Origin of the sequence: Bdellovibrio sp. ZAP7, from assembly GCF_006874645.1 — a bacterium.
In the GTDB taxonomy this organism is placed as follows: Bacteria; Bdellovibrionota; Bdellovibrionia; order Bdellovibrionales; family Bdellovibrionaceae; genus Bdellovibrio.
Window position 1 is genome coordinate 1,962,116 of sequence record NZ_CP030082.1, and the last position, 16,937, is coordinate 1,979,052.

Sequence of the window (16,937 nt, forward strand, 5' to 3'; positions counted from 1 at the left end):
TCTTCCCGAGTGGGTGAGTCCCAAAAATCTATTCTAGCTGTTTAGTTTTGAAAGAGTGAAAACTCTTATACGCATCTAACATGGGCCAGTAGCTCAGTTGGTTAGAGCACACGCTTGATAAGCGTGGGGTCGGAAGTTCGAGTCTTCCCTGGCCCACCAACTTTCAACAAATTGAGTTGGTCTGTTAGAGGTGAATAAGAGATTTTTTGCGCTTGAAGGTTTTCGTTCTTTGACAATTGAATAGATTGATTTAGTTGATTTTTAGCGAGGTTAGTTCCATTTTTTAAAGCTACAAAGGGCTTACGGTGGATGCCTTGGCACTAAGAAGCGATGAAGGACGTGGTAAGCTGCGATAAGCTTCGGGTAGTGGCACACACACTTTGACCCGGAGATCTCCGAATGAGGAAACTCATCATTTTATGATATCATTCACTGAATACATAGGTGTCTGAAGCGAACGAGGGGAAGTGAAACATCTCAGTACCCTCAGGAAAAGAAATCAATTCCGAGATTACCCTAGTAGTGGCGAGCGAACGGGTAACAGCCTAAACCTTAATCATTTATTTGATTGAGGGGTCGTGGGACCGCGATATGGGACCGGAGAGTATAGAACAACAGTCTGGAAAGTCTGGCAAGATAGGGTGATAGCCCCGTGTTCGAAATGCTCGAAGGCTCTAGCGGCATCCCGAGTACCACAAAACACGTGAAATTTTGTGGGAATCTGTGAGGACCACCTCATAAGGCTAAATATTCCTTAGTGACCGATAGTGAACAAGTACCGTGAGGGAAAGGTGAAAAGAACCCCGAGAGGGGAGTGAAATAGAAACTGAAACCGTAAGCTTACAAGCAGTTAGAGCCCCTTACGTGGGTGATAGCGTACCTTTTGCATAATGAGTCAGCGAGTTATGTTTGCAAGCGAGATTAAGCCGTTGAAGGTGTAGTCGTAGCGAAAGCGAGTCTGAATAGGGCGTTTAGTTTGCAGGCATAGACCCGAAACCCGGTGATCTAATCATGGACAGGTTGAAGCGAGGGTAACACCTCGTGGAGGACCGAACAAGTTGAGGTTGAAAACTCTTTTGATGATCTGTGATTAGGGGTGAAAGGCCAATCAAACTGGGTGATAGCTGGTTCTCCCCGAAATATATTTAGGTATAGCGTTGAGTAAAAAGTATCGTGGAGGTAGAGCACTGAATGGGCTAGGGGTCTTTACCGGATTACCAAACCCAAATAAACTCCGAATGCCACAGATATGTTCCTCAGCAGGCAGACGCAGGGTGATAAGGTCATGCGTCGAGAGGGAAAGAGCCCAGACCAACAGCTAAGGTCCCTAAATGCACGCTCAGTGGAGAACGTTGTGGAGTTACTTTGACAACTAGGAGGTTGGCTTAGAAGCAGCAATCCTTTAAAGAAAGCGTAATAGCTCACTAGTCTAGTGACTCTGCGCGGAAGATACAACGGGGCTAAGCGTGTTACCGAAGCTTTGGATTAAGATATTTTATATTTTAGTGGTAGGGGAGCGTTCTAGCGTAGGATGAAGGTTGACCGGTAGGACAGCTGGACGAACTAGAAGTGATCATGCTGACATAAGTAGCGTTGAACTCGGGTGAAAAACCCGGGCGCCGAAAACTCAAGGATTCCTGGGTAAAGATAATCTTCCCAGGGTTAGTCGAGTCCTAAGATGAGGCCAAGTGGCGTAATCGATGGCAAAACGGTTAATATTCCGTTACCTAGCAAATTGTGTTTAAGGAATGACGGTATAGGCTATCTCAGCCTCTTATTGGATTGAGGTGTAAGCGTGTAGGTGGTGTCGTAGGCAAATCCGCGGCACATAACACTGAGGCGTGAATGCGAGGATCTTTGATCCGGAAGTGAGAAAAGCCATGTATCCAAGAAAAGTTTCGTAAATTTAGATTTGTTAGCTCGTACCGTAAACCGACTCAGGTGAGTGGGGTGAATATCCTAAGGCGATGGGGTGAATTTTGGTCAAGGAACTCGGCAACTTAACACCGTAACTTCGGGAAAAGGTGTGCCCGCGAGAGTGTAAGGATTTACTCCCCAAGCTTTTTCGGGTCGCAGAGAAATGGGAGTAGCGACTGTTTATCAAAAACACAGGTATGTGCAAAGTCTCAAGACGAAGTATACATACTGACGCCTGCCCGGTGCTGGAAGGTTAAGAGGATTAGTTAGCGTAAGCGAAGCTGAGAATCGAAGCCCCAGTAAACGGCGGCCGTAACTATAACGGTCCTAAGGTAGCGAAATTCCTTGTCGGGTAAGTTCCGACCTGCACGAATGGCGTAACGACTTCTCCGGTGTCTCGACCAAATGCCTCGCGAAATTGAATTCTCGGTGAAAATGCCGAGTACCCGCAGAAAGACGGAAAGACCCCGTGAACCTTTACTGTAGCTTGGCAGTGATTTTAGAGTTGGCATGTGTAGGATAGGTGGGAGACTTTGAAGCAGGGGCGCTAGCCCTTGTGGAGTCAACCTTGAAATACCACCCTTGGCACCTTTGAAATCTAACCTGCTGCTCTTTACGAGCAGAGGGACACTGTCTGGTGGGCAGTTTGACTGGGGCGGTCGCCTCCCAAAAAGTAACGGAGGCGCGCGATGGTCCCCTCAGCCTGATTGGAAACCAGGCGTCGAGTGCATTGGCATAAGGGGGCTTGACTGCGAGACCTACAAGTCGAGCAGGTGCGAAAGCAGGCCAAAGTGATCCGGTGGTCCCGCGTGGAAGGGCCATCGCTCAACGGATAAAAGGTACTCCGGGGATAACAGGCTTATTCCATCCAAGAGTCCATATCGACGATGGAGTTTGGCACCTCGATGTCGGCTCATCACATCCTGGGGCTGGAGCAGGTCCCAAGGGTTTAGCTGTTCGCTAATTAAAGTGGTACGCGAGCTGGGTTCAGAACGTCGTGAGACAGTTTGGTCCTTATCTTCTGTGGGCGCATGAAATTTGAGTAGACCTGTCCTTAGTACGAGAGGACCGGGATGGACGAACCTCTGGTGTTCCTGTTGTTCTGCCAAGAGCAATGCAGGGTAGCTATGTTCGGAACTGATAACCGCTGAAAGCATCTAAGCGGGAAGCAGACTACAAGATTAGATTTCACTGGGGCTTCGGCCCCCTAAAGACTCCTCGGAGACTACGAGGTTGATAGGCGGAAGGTGTAAGTACAGTAATGTATTCAGCTGATCCGTACTAATAGGTCGTGAGGCTTTTTTAAAAAATATTCTTCTAACTTTAAGTTACGAAGATTTCGTCTCAGTGACTTCCCTTTATTGGGAACGAGAGACTAGCTCTCTGAATAAGTAAGAGAGTTAAAACTTGGAACTAACAACGACTCGCTAAAAATCAATTAAATCAATCATTCAGTTGTCTGAAATAGAAAGTAACTTCTCCATTTGTATTGGAAGTAAGTTGCAAAGAAGAACGACGAAGTATAAACGTACTTCATCTTTGTTTTAATAAACGCTTTGCTGGTGTTTATAGCAGAGGGGCCACACCTGATCCCATTCCGAACTCAGAAGTTAAGTCCTCTTGCGGCGATGGTATTGCATGGGCGACCATGTGGGAGAGTAGCACGACGCCAGCTCTTTTTTACTCGAACCCGGTCTGGAAACAGATCGGGTTTTTTTATGTCTTCACGTCAAACAAGTTCATATTTGTTTTGACCTCAAAATAAGTTATTTATCCTATCAAAAGTACGGTCCAAAATATCAAAATAAGTCGATCAAAATGAGACTAATCACGCAGTTAAGTTATTGATTTAACGGCACTTATTAAAATTAGTCCAGTCGCGAGAGCTTTTTGTCATCCATCATGGTATCCTAGTTATATCAAAGACAGGAATTTTCTTCCTGTTCGCTTTTTTAAGTCTTTTTTCCGCTATGGATTCAAAAAAAGATCTCCCAGAGGGTCATCTGGGACACGGGAAATGAAAACTGAATAAACGACAAGAAAGGTTCATCCTAAAAGGTGCTTTATGCCATATGCATATCTTGCGGCGGCAATTGTATTCGAGATCTTGGGGACTATCGGTATGAAATACGCGGACGGCTTTACTCGGCTGATTCCGTCGGTATTAATGGTTCTCTGTTTTGCTATTTCTTTCTTCTGTATCACTTTTGCTTTGAAAACACTTCCAGTCAGTCTCGTCTATGCGATTTGGGCTGGGGTTGGAACAGCTATCATGGCAGTTGTGGGCCTTGTCATGTTCAATGAACCACTTCCTATTCAGAAAGTAGTTGCGACATCTCTTATCATTCTTGGTGTGGTGATGTTGAACTTCTCTGGTCAGCACGCTGGTGAACAAGTTGCTGCCGAAACGGAAGTGAAAGAAATGAAAAGAGTTCCTTCAACCACAGTCGTAAACCCTTCTTCGGTAGAAATGCCAGGAAGAACGGCATTGGTGAATCGAAACTCTGGCTAAAGTAAGAAACAGCAAAATAGAAAACAAAAAGACCGAAGGAAACTTCGGTCTTTTTGTTTTCAATCAATCAATCAATCAATCAATCAATCAATCAATCAATCAATCAATCAATCAATCAATCAATCAATCAATCAATCAATCAATCAATCAATCAATGTGGGTGTTTTTCGTCGTGGCTGTGTTTTTGTTCCTCGAAGAATTCTCCCAGGCGATCGAAAGGTGTTTCTGTTCTTGAGGCGTACTGCAGGAAACTTGAAACAAGTTTTTTTAATCGTTCGCTTTGCTTTTGATCTTTTAGCTGATCTTCTTCGTCGAAGGCAGTTTCCGAGAAAGCTACGCCGAAATAGTCCGGGTAAACGAATGATTTTAATACGTGAAATGGCACTCGGCTGTGGAAGTTGCCTTTAATCGCTGCAAATTGGCTTATAGACGCTCCGATCAGCAGGATCTGCTTTGACTCGAGTGGAACCGGTTTAAGTCTTGAGATCCAGTCTATGGCGTTTTTAAACGGTCCTGGGATACTGCCGTTGTATTCGGGTGAAGAAATGATGATGGCATCGGCTGCCGTGATTTTCTCTGCGAGTTTATTTACAGCTTCGGGAATTCCTTTTTCTACTTCGAGGTCGCCATCGTAGATGGGCATGGGGAATTCATTGAATTCGCAGAGTTCGACTTCTGCTCCGGGAAATTCTTCGGCATAGGATTTGGCGATGCGGATTAGTTTTTTATTGAAGGAGCCTTTTCTTAAAACGGGTGCGAAACAAAGTATCTTCATCGGAGCATCCTTTCCTTACCGTTCAACGACAGCGAAAGCCCTATAAAGCTCTTCTATTTTCTCCGAAGTAAATCGGTTCGATAAGAAATCATCACCTAAACCTGCCAAGTTACATTCGTGACTATGAAATCCAAATCCGTATTCAAAGCTTGAAACATAAGATTTGTTTGGTTTTGCTTTGGTTTTTTGATCGCGTGTTCTTTTTTTGGGAGAGCTAATAAATGCTCTCTGCAAATTGATTTGGACGGAAGACATATGGGTGATCAGAAATGAGTCATTTTCAGAGCGGTTTTTATGTTTTCTTTATGCTGTTGAGCTGGGTTTTTATCTTCGATTGAGGTCCTGGGGAATATAGTGAAAACAATGTAAAGGACTGTTTTATGGCATTTGCTGGTGTGAATCTCGTCCAAGTGATTGCGGCGTTGATGGCTGTGATTTTTGTGACCCCGTTTTTGGGTGGCTATATGTTCAAAATATTTAGTGGGCAGCGAAATATTTTGATTTCTATTTTACGACCTGTTGAGAGAGCCGTTTATAGGGTTTCTGGTATTCAGGAAACAGATGAAATGAATTGGAAAGAGTATGCGAAAACTCTGCTGATTTTTAACTTAATTGGGATTGTGTTTTTGATGCTGCTGCAGATGGTGCAGGCACATTTGCCATTGAATCCGGAAAAGCTGGGAAGTGTTTCGTGGCATTTGGCTTTTAATACGGCTGTGAGTTTTGTGACGAATACAAACTGGCAGGCGTATTCTGGAGAAAATACTTTAAGTTATCTTACTCAAATGCTTGGTCTTGGAGTGCAAAACTTTGTGAGTGCGGCGACGGGGCTTGGAGTCTTATTGGCAATCGCTCGTGGTATTTCTAATAAGCAAAACCCTCATCTTGGAAATTTCTGGGTGGATTTAACTCGCGGGACGGTTCATTTGCTTTTACCACTGTCGGTGATTTTCGCAATCGTCCTGATGGGCCAAGGAGTGATTCAGAACTTTCTTCCATATGACCATGTGAAAACTGTTGAAGGTTATGAGCAAGTTATTCCTCAAGGACCGGCGGCTTCGCAAATTGCGATTAAGCAGCTGGGCTCAAATGGTGGTGGATTTTTCGGAGTTAACAGTGCTCATCCATTTGAAAATCCGACACCGCTGACTAATTTTCTGGAGTTGATTGCGATCCTGGCGATTGCGGCTGGTTGCACTTACTTGTTTGGTTTGATCGTTGGATCTCGTCGACAGGGATGGGTGTTGTTTGGCGTGATGATGACTCTGATGACGGCGTTGCTTGCTGCCTCCCTGTGGTCTGAGTATCACTTTGGGAGCATGGAGGGAAAAGAGACCCGATTCGGAATGACCAACACCGTGATTTGGTCGGTCTTTACGACGGTTGCTTCCAATGGGTCGGTGAACGGAATGCTTTCAAGCATGTCACCTCTGTCTGGTGGGATTGCGATGCTGAATATGATGTTGGGCGAAGTGATATTTGGCGGAGTTGGTGCCGGCATGTATGGAATTCTTTTGTATGTCATTCTGACTGTTTTCTTGGCGGGACTGATGGTCGGTCGAACTCCTGAATATTTGGGCAAAAAAATTGAGGCGCGTGAAATTACCTGGGTGATGGTTGGAGTCTTGGCTCCTTGTGCGACGATTCTGTTGGGCTCGGCGGTATCGGTCGTGAGTTCTCTTGGGCTTGCGGGATTAGGACATCAAGGCCCGCATGGTTTGAGTGAAATCTTATATGCGTTTTCTTCGGCTGCGGGTAATAACGGCTCGGCATTTGGCAGTCTTAGTGTGAATACGGTTTTCTATAATTTGATGTTGGGTGTTGCTATGTTGATTGGGCGTTTCGCGATCATCATTCCTGTATTGATTGTCGCTGGCAGTTTGAGCATTAAGAAGATCGCGCCGCCGTCTTCTGGAACTTTTAAAACAGATTCTCTGTTGTTTGGAGGATTGTTGGCAGGTGTGATTTTAATTGTCGGTGCGCTGACATTTTTTCCGGCTCTTTCTTTAGGGCCTATTTTAGAACATCTTTTGATGGTTACTTAAGGTTAGGTGCTGTTATGAAAAATTCGTTTTTTGATAAGAGTCTTTTTATTGAAGCCGTTAAGGCAAGCTTTGTGAAGCTGGATCCACGGGTTCAGTGGGGAAATCCTGTGATGTTTGTCACCTGGATGGGAGCAGTTGTGGTGACGATGATTGTAGTATCGTTGATCACCCAGGGACGGGCGTTTTCCTTTGAATTGCAAATTGCTATGTGGCTATGGTTTACGGTTTTGTTCGCAAACTTTTCAGAGGCATTGGCGGAAGGACGTGGAAAAGCCCAGGCCGAGAGTTTAAAGAAAACGAAAGCTCACAGCGTTGCTCGTAAAATGGTGCACGGTAAAGAGATAAGTTTGGCGGCGGCTGATCTTCGCTCTGGCGATGTCGTGGTTTGCGAAGCGGGTGATATTATTCCGGGTGATGGAGAAGTGATTGAGGGGATTGCGACTGTGGACGAATCCGCTATCACTGGAGAGTCGGCTCCCGTTATTCGTGAAAGTGGCGGAGACCGCAGTGCGGTGACAGGGGGAACACGAGTGATCAGTGATCGCATCCTTGTTCGTATCACTGCAGATCCTGGGCAAAGTTTTTTGGATCGAATGATTAATTTGGTTGAGGGTGCCAGTCGTCAAAAGACTCCTAATGAAATTGCCCTCAGTATTCTTCTTATCGCACTGACGGTGGTGTTTGTTCTTGCGGTATCGACGCTGAAATTCTTTGCCGAGTTTTCGGCAGCGGCGGCTCATCAGGATCTTTCAGGAGTTGTGACATTTACGGTGTTGATTGCGCTGCTGGTTTGTTTAATTCCGACAACGATTGGTGGATTGCTAAGTGCAATTGGTATTAGTGGCATGGATCGTATGATTCGAAAAAATGTAATTGCAAAAAGTGGTCGTGCGGTTGAGGCCGCAGGAGACATCGACGTTTTGATGCTTGATAAAACAGGCACAATCACTTTGGGAAATCGCATGGCCAGTGAGTTTATTCCTGTGCCTGGCATCAAAGACGAAGCCTTGGCGGAAGCAGCGCAATTGGCTTCGCTTAGTGACGAAACCCCTGAAGGACGTTCGATCGTGGTGCTTGCGAAACATAAGTATTCTTTGCGCGCAAAATCTTTGGAACCACATATGGCGGAGTTTGTACCGTTTACGGCGCAGACTCGAATGAGTGGCGTTAATTTAAACAATCAGCAAGGTGTTGTGATGATTCGCAAAGGGGCTGGCGACGCGATTCAAAAACATGTGGAATCGCTGGGCGGGAATTATCCTTTGGCTGCACGAGAAATTGTTGAACGCATTGCTAAGCAAGGTGGAACACCGTTAGTTGTTTCAGAGGGAAGTAGAGTCCTTGGTGTCGTCTATCTTAAAGACATCGTAAAGGGTGGAATCAAGGAGCGATTTGCCGAGCTTCGCAAAATGGGCATTCGTACGGTGATGGTGACAGGCGACAATCCTTTAACTGCGGCGGCAATTGCTGCGGAAGCCGGTGTGGATGACTATATTGCGCAAGCAACACCGGAAATGAAGCTCGCTCGCATCAGGGAAGAACAAGGGCGTGGCCATCTAGTGGCGATGACAGGTGATGGAACGAATGACGCTCCGGCATTAGCTCAGGCGGATGTGGGGGTAGCGATGAATACGGGAACTCAGGCGGCCAGAGAAGCTGGAAATATGGTTGATCTGGATTCTAATCCGACCAAGTTAATTGAGATTGTTGAAACAGGAAAGCAGCTTTTGATGACTCGTGGAGCTCTGACGACGTTCAGTGTGGCGAATGACGTTGCGAAATATTTTGCAATCATCCCTGCGATGTTTGCGACTTTATATGCGACCCAGACAATGAAGGGTCCTTTGGCGCATTTGAATATTATGGGGCTGCATTCGCCACAAAGTGCAGTTTTAAGTGCCGTGATTTTTAATGCACTAATCATTGTGTTCCTCATTCCTTTGGCGCTGCGAGGTGTGGAATACAAACCGATGGGTGCCAATGTCATTTTAAGAAAAAATATTATCAACTATGGATTGGGTGGTTTGATTGTACCTTTTGTCGGAATAAAACTCATTGATCTGTTGATCGTGGCGGTGGGAGTTGTGTCATGAAAAATCTTTGGACCGGTGTTCGTATTTTTACTGCTTTGTCGCTGCTCGCAGGAATTGCTTATCCTCTGTTGGTCACTGGAATAGGTCTGGCTGCCTTTCCTGAGCAAGTTCGAGGTTCCTTAGTTACGAAAAATGATGTGGTGGTGGGCTCGTCTTTACTGGGACAGAAATTTACTGGTGAGGGCTATTTTAAGTCCCGTCCCTCGGCCGTGGATTATAATGGCATGAGCTCGGGAGCCAGTAATATGTCTCCAACAAATGAAACTTTAAAAAAAGCAATTGCTGAGCGTCAGGCTCAAGGCTTAACGCGAGAAATGCTCTATGCGTCTGGAAGCGGATTGGATCCTGAAATCAGTCCTGAGGCCGCAATTGACCAAGTCGAGCGAATCGCCAAGGAGCGTAAATTAACGGCGACGCAGACAGAACTAGTCAGTCGCTTGGTTCAGGAATACACTCAGCCTCGGCAATGGGGTTTCATGGGTGAGCCCCGTGTGAATGTTTTAAAGCTTAATTTAGCTTTGGATCAGAAATTATGAATGATGACTATCGTCCCGATCCGGATCGTATACTCGATGGTATAAAAAAAGCGGAGGAGTCCACATATCGTGGTCACCTACGCATTTTTTTTGGGATGTGTCCTGGGGTTGGCAAAACCTATGCAATGCTTGAGGCGGCACAAGAACAATTCCGTCAGCGAGTGGATATTGTTGTCGGTGTGGTTGAAACTCACGGCCGTAAAGAAACTGAAGGACTGCTGCTAGGTCTGGAAGTATTGCCTCGTAAAAAAATAAAATACAAAGATTCTGTTCTTGAAGAAATGGATATTGATGCCATTTTAAAGCGGAAACCTGAGATCGTCTTGGTCGACGAGTTGGCGCATACCAACGCTCCCGGTTCTAGGCATCAAAAAAGATATCAGGATGTCTTGGAGCTATTAGATGCCGGCATTCATGTTTATACAACGGTGAATGTTCAGCATATTGAAAGTCGTGCGGACCTGGTGCAACAAATTACTGGCGTTCGTGTTTTTGAAAGAGTTCCCGATTCCGTCGTGGATCAGGCTCAACAAATTGAACTGGTCGATATCAGTGCGCAGAATTTGCGTAAGCGCCTAAAAGAAGGCAAGGTCTATCACGGGGATCGTGCCGCGAAAGCCGGAGAGAACTTTTTTAAGGAAACTCATTTGCTGGCTTTGAGAGAGTTGGCGCTTCGTTATACTGCCGAGAAGGTAGATCAAGACCTTCAAGATCAAATGGTCGTACAAAGAGTGAGTGGGCCTTGGAATACTCAAGAGCGTCTTTTGGTAGCGGTGGGATACAGTCCTTATTCGGCACGCTTGATACGTGCGACTCGAAGGATGGCTTACAGTTTGGAGGCTCCTTGGCTGGCCTTGTACGTGGATACGGGAGAGCAAATTTCTGCGGACGATCAGGCCATGCTCAATAAGAATTTGGCCCTGGCTCGAGAGTTGGGTGCGGAAGTCGTGGCGGTTCGTGATGCCAATATCGTGGAAGCCATCCATCGGATCGCTAACGAACGAAATGTTACCCAAATTATCATGGGGCGTCCGGTGGGGCGCTGGTGGGATTTCATATTCCGCCGAGGATCTTTGTTGGATCAACTGGTGCAAAGAGCCAGTCTGGTCGATATCCATATCATTCGCCAGGAAGAACAAAAGACTAAGAAAAAGTTTCGGTGGGCTCCGCCAGCATTGTATGCGCCAGGGACGTCTTACTGGAATGCATTTTGGTTTGTGGGTGGAATTTCCTTTATCAGTGAATTGCTGAATCCTTATTTAGGATATCGAGCGGTGGGGTTTATATTCTTGCTGGCGATTTTATTGATGGGATTTGTTAGTACGTTGGGGCCGATTTTATTTGCCGCAAGTTTAAGTGTTCTTGTTTGGAATTTCCTATTTATTCCACCATTATTTACTTTTCACATCACCGCTGCGGAAGATGTGATGATGTGTTTTGCTTATCTTTTTGTTGCCATAATGGGTGGTTTTTTAACTGCTAAGATTCGTCGTCGTGATCGCGATTTGTTGCAAAGAGACCAATACAATCGGGCTCTTTTGGAATTGGTTCAGGATATGTCTACGGCGGTCACTCCTACTGAAGTGGCTTATTCAGCTGCAGAAAACCTTGAGAAAGTTTTAAATGGAAAAATTAAAATTCTATTTTCCACTCAGGAAGGAAAATTGGAGCGTCGTCCTTATAATTCCGCCAAGTTAGATGAAAAAGATTTGGCGTTAGCACTGTGGTCTTTTGACAATCGCAAGAAGGCAGGATGGAAGACGGAGACGCTGACAGAGTCTCGCTGTTTGTGCTTGCCGCTAAAAGGCAAAAACAGTCTTGAAGGTGTGATGTTATTCTATCCTCGAGTTCAGAATCCGTTATCATTGGAACAGGATAATCTGATTGAAACGGTCGCTTTGCAGTTAGGAGCGTCTTTAGAGCGTCTGAAATTGCAGAGCACATTGCAGGATGTGAAGTTGCTTGAAACCTCTGAAAAGCTACATCAGGCTCTTTTGAATTCTGTTTCCCATGAGTTGCGGACTCCACTGACAGCAATTATCGGATCTGCCTCAGCTTTACAGGATTCAAAATTGAGTGCTGAAAACAGGGTGCGAGAAGACCTGGTTGACTCTGTCATTCAGTCTTCGCGAAGACTGGATCAAGTCGTTGAGAATTTGTTAGATATGTCACGGTTGAATTCGGGAGTTCTGACGCCTAAAAAAGTTTGGGTGGATTTCGTGGATTTCTGTTCGGAATTAACTCAAAGGATGAAACCCTCTGTCGTTGGCTATCATTTGCAATTCCAATCATCCGAAGAACAGTGTTTGCTGCAGATCGATGAAAAATTGATGGAACATGCGATTTCAAATTTAATACTGAATGCGGCAAAGTACTCCAAGGCAGATTCAAACATTGTCTTGAAACTTCAACATGAGGGACGAAAGGTCACCTTGAGTGTTTTAGATGAAGGAAGTGGAATTCCTGTGGAACAGTTGGAGAAAATATTTGAGGCATTTCATCGTGTGCCGGGGACGGCCGCTGGTGGAGTCGGTTTGGGATTGGCCATTGTTAAAGCATTTGTTGAAGCCCACGCAGGACAGGTTTATGCTGAAAACCGTGGGGACCGTAGCGGGGCTGAGTTCGTTATTCAGCTTCCGTATGAAAATCCTCCAGCTATTTTAACTTCAGAGGGTCGTTAATGAAGGATCTGCGTCGAGTTCTGGTAATTGATGATGAGGCACCGATTAGAAAGCTTTTGCGAGTCACTCTTGAAGGCAATTCTTATCATGTCATTGAGGCCCACAGCGCACAACAGGGTATTTCCATGGCCGCTTCGGAAAGACCTGAGTTGATTCTTTTAGATCTAGGGCTGCCTGATAAAAATGGCTTGGAAGTTTTGCGTGAAGTCCGCGAGTGGTCCCAAGTTCCTATTGTGGTTCTGACTGTGCAAGATTCTGATGAAGATAAAATTGCGGCTTTGGACGGCGGAGCTGATGATTACGTCACCAAGCCCTTTAGCGTTCCTGAGCTTTTGGTTCGTATGCGCGTGGCTCTTCGTCACTCAAGTGGGGTTACAGAAAAAACTGAATTTAAAAGCGGCCCCTTGGTTGTAGATATTCCCGGACACGTCGTTAAGGTTTTGGGTCAAGAAATCAAACTGACCGCGACTGAATTCAATATTGTGAAAGTACTGATGAAGCATAAAGGGAAAGTGGTCACGCATCGAATGCTTTTGAATGAAATCTGGGGGCCCAATTCTGTGGAGCATACTCACTATTTACGCGTGTATGTGGGCGCTGTCCGAAAAAAGCTTAAGCTGGATGAAGCAACGCCTGAGTTGATTAGCACAGAAGCCGGCGTGGGCTACCGGCTTCTCGATTTGGATTAATCTTTTAGTAGGGATTTTTTAAGTTCCGCAACGCCGTCATCTGCTGGCTTACCCAACCAGATTGAGAAAACTTTTTCAATTAGTCCGGACGAACCTTTGATTTCAGTGACTGCGCCTGAGGTTGTTTCATAAGAAATTTTCTCTGATCCGTCTTTCATGCGCGACCCCAGAATTGTCAGGGCTTTTCCTTCTTTTGCTTCGCCGCCTTTAGAAACAGCATCTAAAAATTGTTTAAGAGAAGCATCATCCAAATTCACAGAGTTTGCAGAAAGGGCTTCTTTGAAGGATTTCTGAACATTCTCACCGTCCACCGCGCGCAGGAAGTGAAGTTGAATCGCTACGGCCTTTTGATCTTTTAAAGAGGCCAGGGCATCTGTTTTTTTGAATTTCGCCATATCAGCCACATAAAGTTCGCCGATATAGACTTTTACGTTAACAAAAACGACTTTTTTCGCACGAAGTCCTGCGCCGACCTCAGTGAGTTTCACTTCTTCTCCATCTACATTTGCAGTGGCAGAAGGCGACAGCGCAATTTTCTCCATTTTTTGAGTGCCAGATTCTGTTTTCAAAAGAGCGGCGTTTGCAGAGAAGGACAAAAGTGAAGCGATTAGAGGTAAAATGATTGTTTTCATAGCACTATGATTGGATTTGCAAATGAATATGTCAATGCTGAAAAGTTTTGTTGGCAGTCAGAGAGTGCGTAAAGTAACATTTTAATGTTTATGGCTGAAAAACGTCCCGCTATCTTTTTTAGACAGAAATTGGAGCTCTTGCTGTTGAGTCAGCGAGAGGACGTTTTGTCTCGTGTTCAGAAGCTTATGTCTGAGCATAAATTTACATTCAGACATGTTTTGGCTATGGATGATCTTAAAGCACGGCCCTTTGAGCTGCAACGAGCTTTGACTATTGTGGTTGCACAAGAAGAGTCGGAGCATATCGGGGCATTTACAGAAAGAATTCTCGCGCTGGTTGAGAAATTTCCCCTTTCCACGATTTTTACGCTGACCCACGAAGCACCTGAAAAAAATAAATTTTCTGGTCCAAAGTTTTCGCGAGTGCTTTTAATAACTCCCTTCGATTTCTTTCAGAATTTCAAATTTGAATACATGCTGTTGTTGAAGTGTCGGGCGCAGTTTTTTGATATTTTGCCTTCAGATTTATTTTCTATGACGACGTTGCCATTTACGGTTTTTGTGCGCATGCCGATTAATCAAAGAATTATGGGTGTTGCATTCCGGGGGGCTGTTCTTTCGGATTCGAAATATCAGAAAATGCTGACGAAGGGTGGATTTTTAGTTCATGGGCGCGAAACCCCTGCGTATGTTGAATACATCAACACTTATTTTGATCGTTCTGGAATGTCGCTCAAAAAGAGAATGCGCGCCGTATTCCTGTCTGTTGCAGCAGTTTGGGTTGAGTTAAGTGAAGTTATTCTTTTTGAATTTAAGACGGCATCGGATGAAGAGATCGTCGCACTTTATAACCAGTTGGAGCAATTGGCTCAGCAGATGATCGATGTCTTTAAAAGCGATGAGAACCTGTGGGAAGCTTTGCGCGAAGTTTTAGAGAATGATCTTTTCGATAAATGGCGCAGCCCTTGGGTAGCTGCCTATGGCGCTTATATATCTGTGAAGTCAGGTTTGGGAAATCCTGTGGATGTTTTGCTTGCTGGAATATTTTGTGATGTGGGGCTTTTGGATATTCCGGATTCCACCTATCAGAAATTCCTGAAGGAGGGGGAATCTCAGTTGGATCCTCAGCAAACAGAAGAGTATCGAAAGCATCCAATGATGTCTTTGAATCGCTGTCTTTTTAAAAAGGTTCCAGTCAGTGAATCTGTTAAGGCAATCATGGTTTGCGTCCACGAGCGCGCAGACGAAAAAGGATATCCAAGTCAGACACCCTTTGAGATGGTTCCGGTGGAGTCCTCTTTGATCCGATTCGGCGAAATGATCGATTTTGGAGTGCGGACGACTATGGCTGAACAATCGATCGGCTTCGGTTATCTTCGAGACAAAATATGGCAAGAAGCCAAGGAAAAGCCCGGTAATTTTTCAAAAGACTTCCTTGAACAGATTTCTCAGAGCTTGAAGTAGTCATTCTGCCTATGACACCTATTGTAAGAGTGAAAATCTTTTGCCCCTATTTCGGCTTTTGCATTTAATAGAAGCCTTAATAAGGAGTACTAGAAAATGCTTAAAGTTGTGGCAGTGGTATTTGCATTTTTGGCTGGCGTAAGTGTAGCTGAAGCGAAAGATTTGACGAACCGTTTGGGGGTTGGGGTTAAATCTCATTCAACTTTGGATCTTCCAGAGCTCGCTATTGTTTATAATCCTTCCACTGAAATTCAAATTTCGGGTGGGTTGGGAATTGATACTCAAAAAGATCAATCCAAGTTTGCAGCGACTGCTGGTGTTCGTCGTATCGTTTTTAAAGAACAAAACATGAACTTCTACATGGGTGGAACTTTAGGCTTGGTTAACTGGGAAGAAGTTAATGCCACGACTGCGAAAAATGAAAAGCAATCCGGCTTTGAGTTGGATGCAGTTTTCGGTGGAGAATTTTTCTTTGCAGGTCTTGAGTCTTTGGGTTTCACATTTGAGGGTGGTGTGGGTGTGATTTCTGCCGATAACGTTCGCTTTAGAACAATTGCGGATAGCCCTTTCCGCGCTGGTATTATTTTTTACTTCTAATTCACAAAGGAAATTTTCATGAAAAAAGTTATTCACACAGACAATGCTCCTAAGGCCGTAGGTCCATACTCTCAAGCCGTTGCCATGGGCGATTTTTTGTTCTGCTCTGGTCAAATTTCTATCGATCCAAAAACGAATGAAGTTTTCACTGGTGACATCAAAACTCAAACTGAAATGGTTATGAAAAATGTTGAAGCAGTTCTAGCTGCAAACAACATGAATTTCACAAACGTCGTAAAAACAACAATCTTTCTGACGAACATGGCGGATTTCGCAACTGTGAACGAAATCTATGCGAAATCATTTACGGCGGCTCCTCCAGCACGTTCTACAGTGGCTGTTGCAGCTTTGCCTAAAGGTGTGAATGTCGAGGTTGAAGTCCTTGCTCACCGCTAAAGCCCTAGTGCGCACGCGTACTTTTTGGATTTTGATCGTTCTGGGGGCGCTGGTTGTTCAGCGCTTTATTCATGAATATCATCAGATCGAAAAAGAACCGATGATCTCTTGGACGAAATCACAGAATGCAGATTGCGCTGTGGTTTTGACCGGGGGAGCTGGGCGTGTGCGTGAAGGCTTTGATTTGCTTGCGAATCAAAACGTTAAAAAACTTGTGATCTCGGGCGTGTATTCGAATGCAAGAATGCGCGAGATCATGCCGGTATGGCCTTTTTATGGCAACTTGAATGAGAATGACGTGGTGTTGGACCGTCGATCTGAAACTACGTTCGGAAATGCTCAGCAAAGTTTGCCAATCGTGGAAGCTTTAAAGTGCCGGGATATACTTTTGGTGACTTCGCGTCTGCACATGTATCGTTCGTATAAAACCTTTCGTTCCGCTTTTCCGGAGAATATTTTCATCCAGAAACATCCCATTGTGGGAGGCCGTTACGAGCCTTCGGTCGTGGAGATCTCTTTTGAGGCATTAAAGTCTTTCTTTTATTCGTTGTGGGCCTACTAAAACCAGACCTTGGTTTGTAAACGAAAGTTCTATTTTCT

General features: G+C 45.0%; 12 protein-coding genes, 1 tRNA gene and 2 rRNA genes. 13 read left to right on the forward strand and 2 right to left on the reverse strand.

Annotation, left to right across the window (positions count from 1 at the left end):
• The first annotated feature begins 82 nt into the window (after positions 1–82).
• From DOM22_RS09490 to DOM22_RS09505, 4 genes are all read left to right on the forward strand, one after another.
• Positions 83–159, forward strand: a tRNA-Ile gene (locus tag DOM22_RS09490).
• Between the two features lie 123 nt (positions 160–282).
• Positions 283–3,223 (forward strand): 23S ribosomal RNA (locus DOM22_RS09495).
• Between the two features lie 252 nt (positions 3,224–3,475).
• Positions 3,476–3,592: ribosomal RNA gene (rrf, locus tag DOM22_RS09500) — 5S ribosomal RNA — on the forward strand.
• 390 nt (positions 3,593–3,982) lie between these two features.
• Positions 3,983–4,429, forward strand: coding sequence for a multidrug efflux SMR transporter (locus DOM22_RS09505; RefSeq protein WP_142700126.1), 447 nt, complete (start codon positions 3,983–3,985; stop codon positions 4,427–4,429).
• A 151-nt stretch (positions 4,430–4,580) separates the two neighbouring features.
• On the opposite strand, the gene DOM22_RS09510 is transcribed toward DOM22_RS09505, so the two are convergent.
• Positions 4,581–5,204, reverse strand: a complete 624-nt coding sequence (locus DOM22_RS09510; RefSeq protein WP_142700127.1) for an NADPH-dependent FMN reductase — start codon at positions 5,202–5,204, stop codon at positions 4,581–4,583.
• Between the two features lie 380 nt (positions 5,205–5,584).
• On the opposite strand from DOM22_RS09510, the gene kdpA reads away from it, so the two are divergent.
• From kdpA to DOM22_RS09535, 5 genes are read left to right on the forward strand one after another with little or no spacing between them, the layout of a single operon-like run.
• Positions 5,585–7,249: a potassium-transporting ATPase subunit KdpA gene (gene kdpA, locus DOM22_RS09515; RefSeq protein WP_142700128.1), complete on the forward strand. Its 1,665-nt coding sequence runs from the start codon at positions 5,585–5,587 to the stop codon at positions 7,247–7,249.
• Positions 7,250–7,263: 14 nt separating this feature from the next.
• A complete protein-coding gene (gene kdpB, locus DOM22_RS09520; protein ID WP_142700129.1) occupies positions 7,264–9,342 on the forward strand; it encodes a potassium-transporting ATPase subunit KdpB in 2,079 nt (692 codons plus the stop codon).
• Positions 9,339–9,878 (forward strand): potassium-transporting ATPase subunit KdpC, encoded by a 540-nt coding sequence (kdpC, locus tag DOM22_RS09525; RefSeq protein ID WP_142700130.1) that lies wholly within the window; start codon positions 9,339–9,341, stop codon positions 9,876–9,878. The genes kdpB and kdpC overlap by 4 nt, the downstream gene beginning before the upstream one ends.
• The gene (locus DOM22_RS09530; RefSeq protein ID WP_142700131.1) at positions 9,875–12,559 is read left to right on the forward strand and encodes a sensor histidine kinase KdpD; all 2,685 of its coding nucleotides are present in this window, start codon (positions 9,875–9,877) and stop codon (positions 12,557–12,559) included. Before kdpC ends, DOM22_RS09530 begins: the two co-directional genes overlap by 4 nt.
• Positions 12,559–13,248, forward strand: a complete 690-nt coding sequence (locus tag DOM22_RS09535) for a response regulator (protein WP_142700132.1) — start codon at positions 12,559–12,561, stop codon at positions 13,246–13,248. The genes DOM22_RS09530 and DOM22_RS09535 overlap by 1 nt, the downstream gene beginning before the upstream one ends.
• On the opposite strand, the gene DOM22_RS09540 is transcribed toward DOM22_RS09535, so the two are convergent.
• Complete coding sequence (locus tag DOM22_RS09540; protein WP_142700133.1) at positions 13,245–13,880, reverse strand: chalcone isomerase family protein; 636 nt, start codon at positions 13,878–13,880, stop codon at positions 13,245–13,247. The two genes, DOM22_RS09535 and DOM22_RS09540, sit on opposite strands and share 4 nt — an antisense overlap.
• A 186-nt stretch (positions 13,881–14,066) precedes the next feature.
• Here DOM22_RS09540 and DOM22_RS09545 point away from each other — a divergent pair, with 186 nt between their 5' ends.
• The 4 genes from DOM22_RS09545 to DOM22_RS09560 all read left to right on the forward strand — a co-directional run bounded on the left by DOM22_RS09545 (position 14,067) and on the right by DOM22_RS09560 (position 16,899).
• Positions 14,067–15,344, forward strand: a complete 1,278-nt coding sequence (locus DOM22_RS09545; RefSeq protein WP_210415722.1) for an HD domain-containing phosphohydrolase — start codon at positions 14,067–14,069, stop codon at positions 15,342–15,344.
• Positions 15,345–15,440: 96 nt separating this feature from the next.
• Positions 15,441–15,941 carry an organic solvent tolerance protein gene (locus tag DOM22_RS09550; RefSeq protein ID WP_142700135.1) on the forward strand — a complete coding sequence of 167 codons (501 nt, stop codon included), beginning with the start codon at positions 15,441–15,443 and terminating at the stop codon, positions 15,939–15,941.
• Between the two features lie 18 nt (positions 15,942–15,959).
• The gene (locus DOM22_RS09555) at positions 15,960–16,337 is read left to right on the forward strand and encodes a RidA family protein (protein ID WP_142700136.1); all 378 of its coding nucleotides are present in this window, start codon (positions 15,960–15,962) and stop codon (positions 16,335–16,337) included.
• The gene (locus DOM22_RS09560) at positions 16,306–16,899 is read left to right on the forward strand and encodes a YdcF family protein (RefSeq protein ID WP_142700137.1); all 594 of its coding nucleotides are present in this window, start codon (positions 16,306–16,308) and stop codon (positions 16,897–16,899) included. Before DOM22_RS09555 ends, DOM22_RS09560 begins: the two co-directional genes overlap by 32 nt.
• The last annotated feature ends 38 nt before the right edge of the window (positions 16,900–16,937 follow it).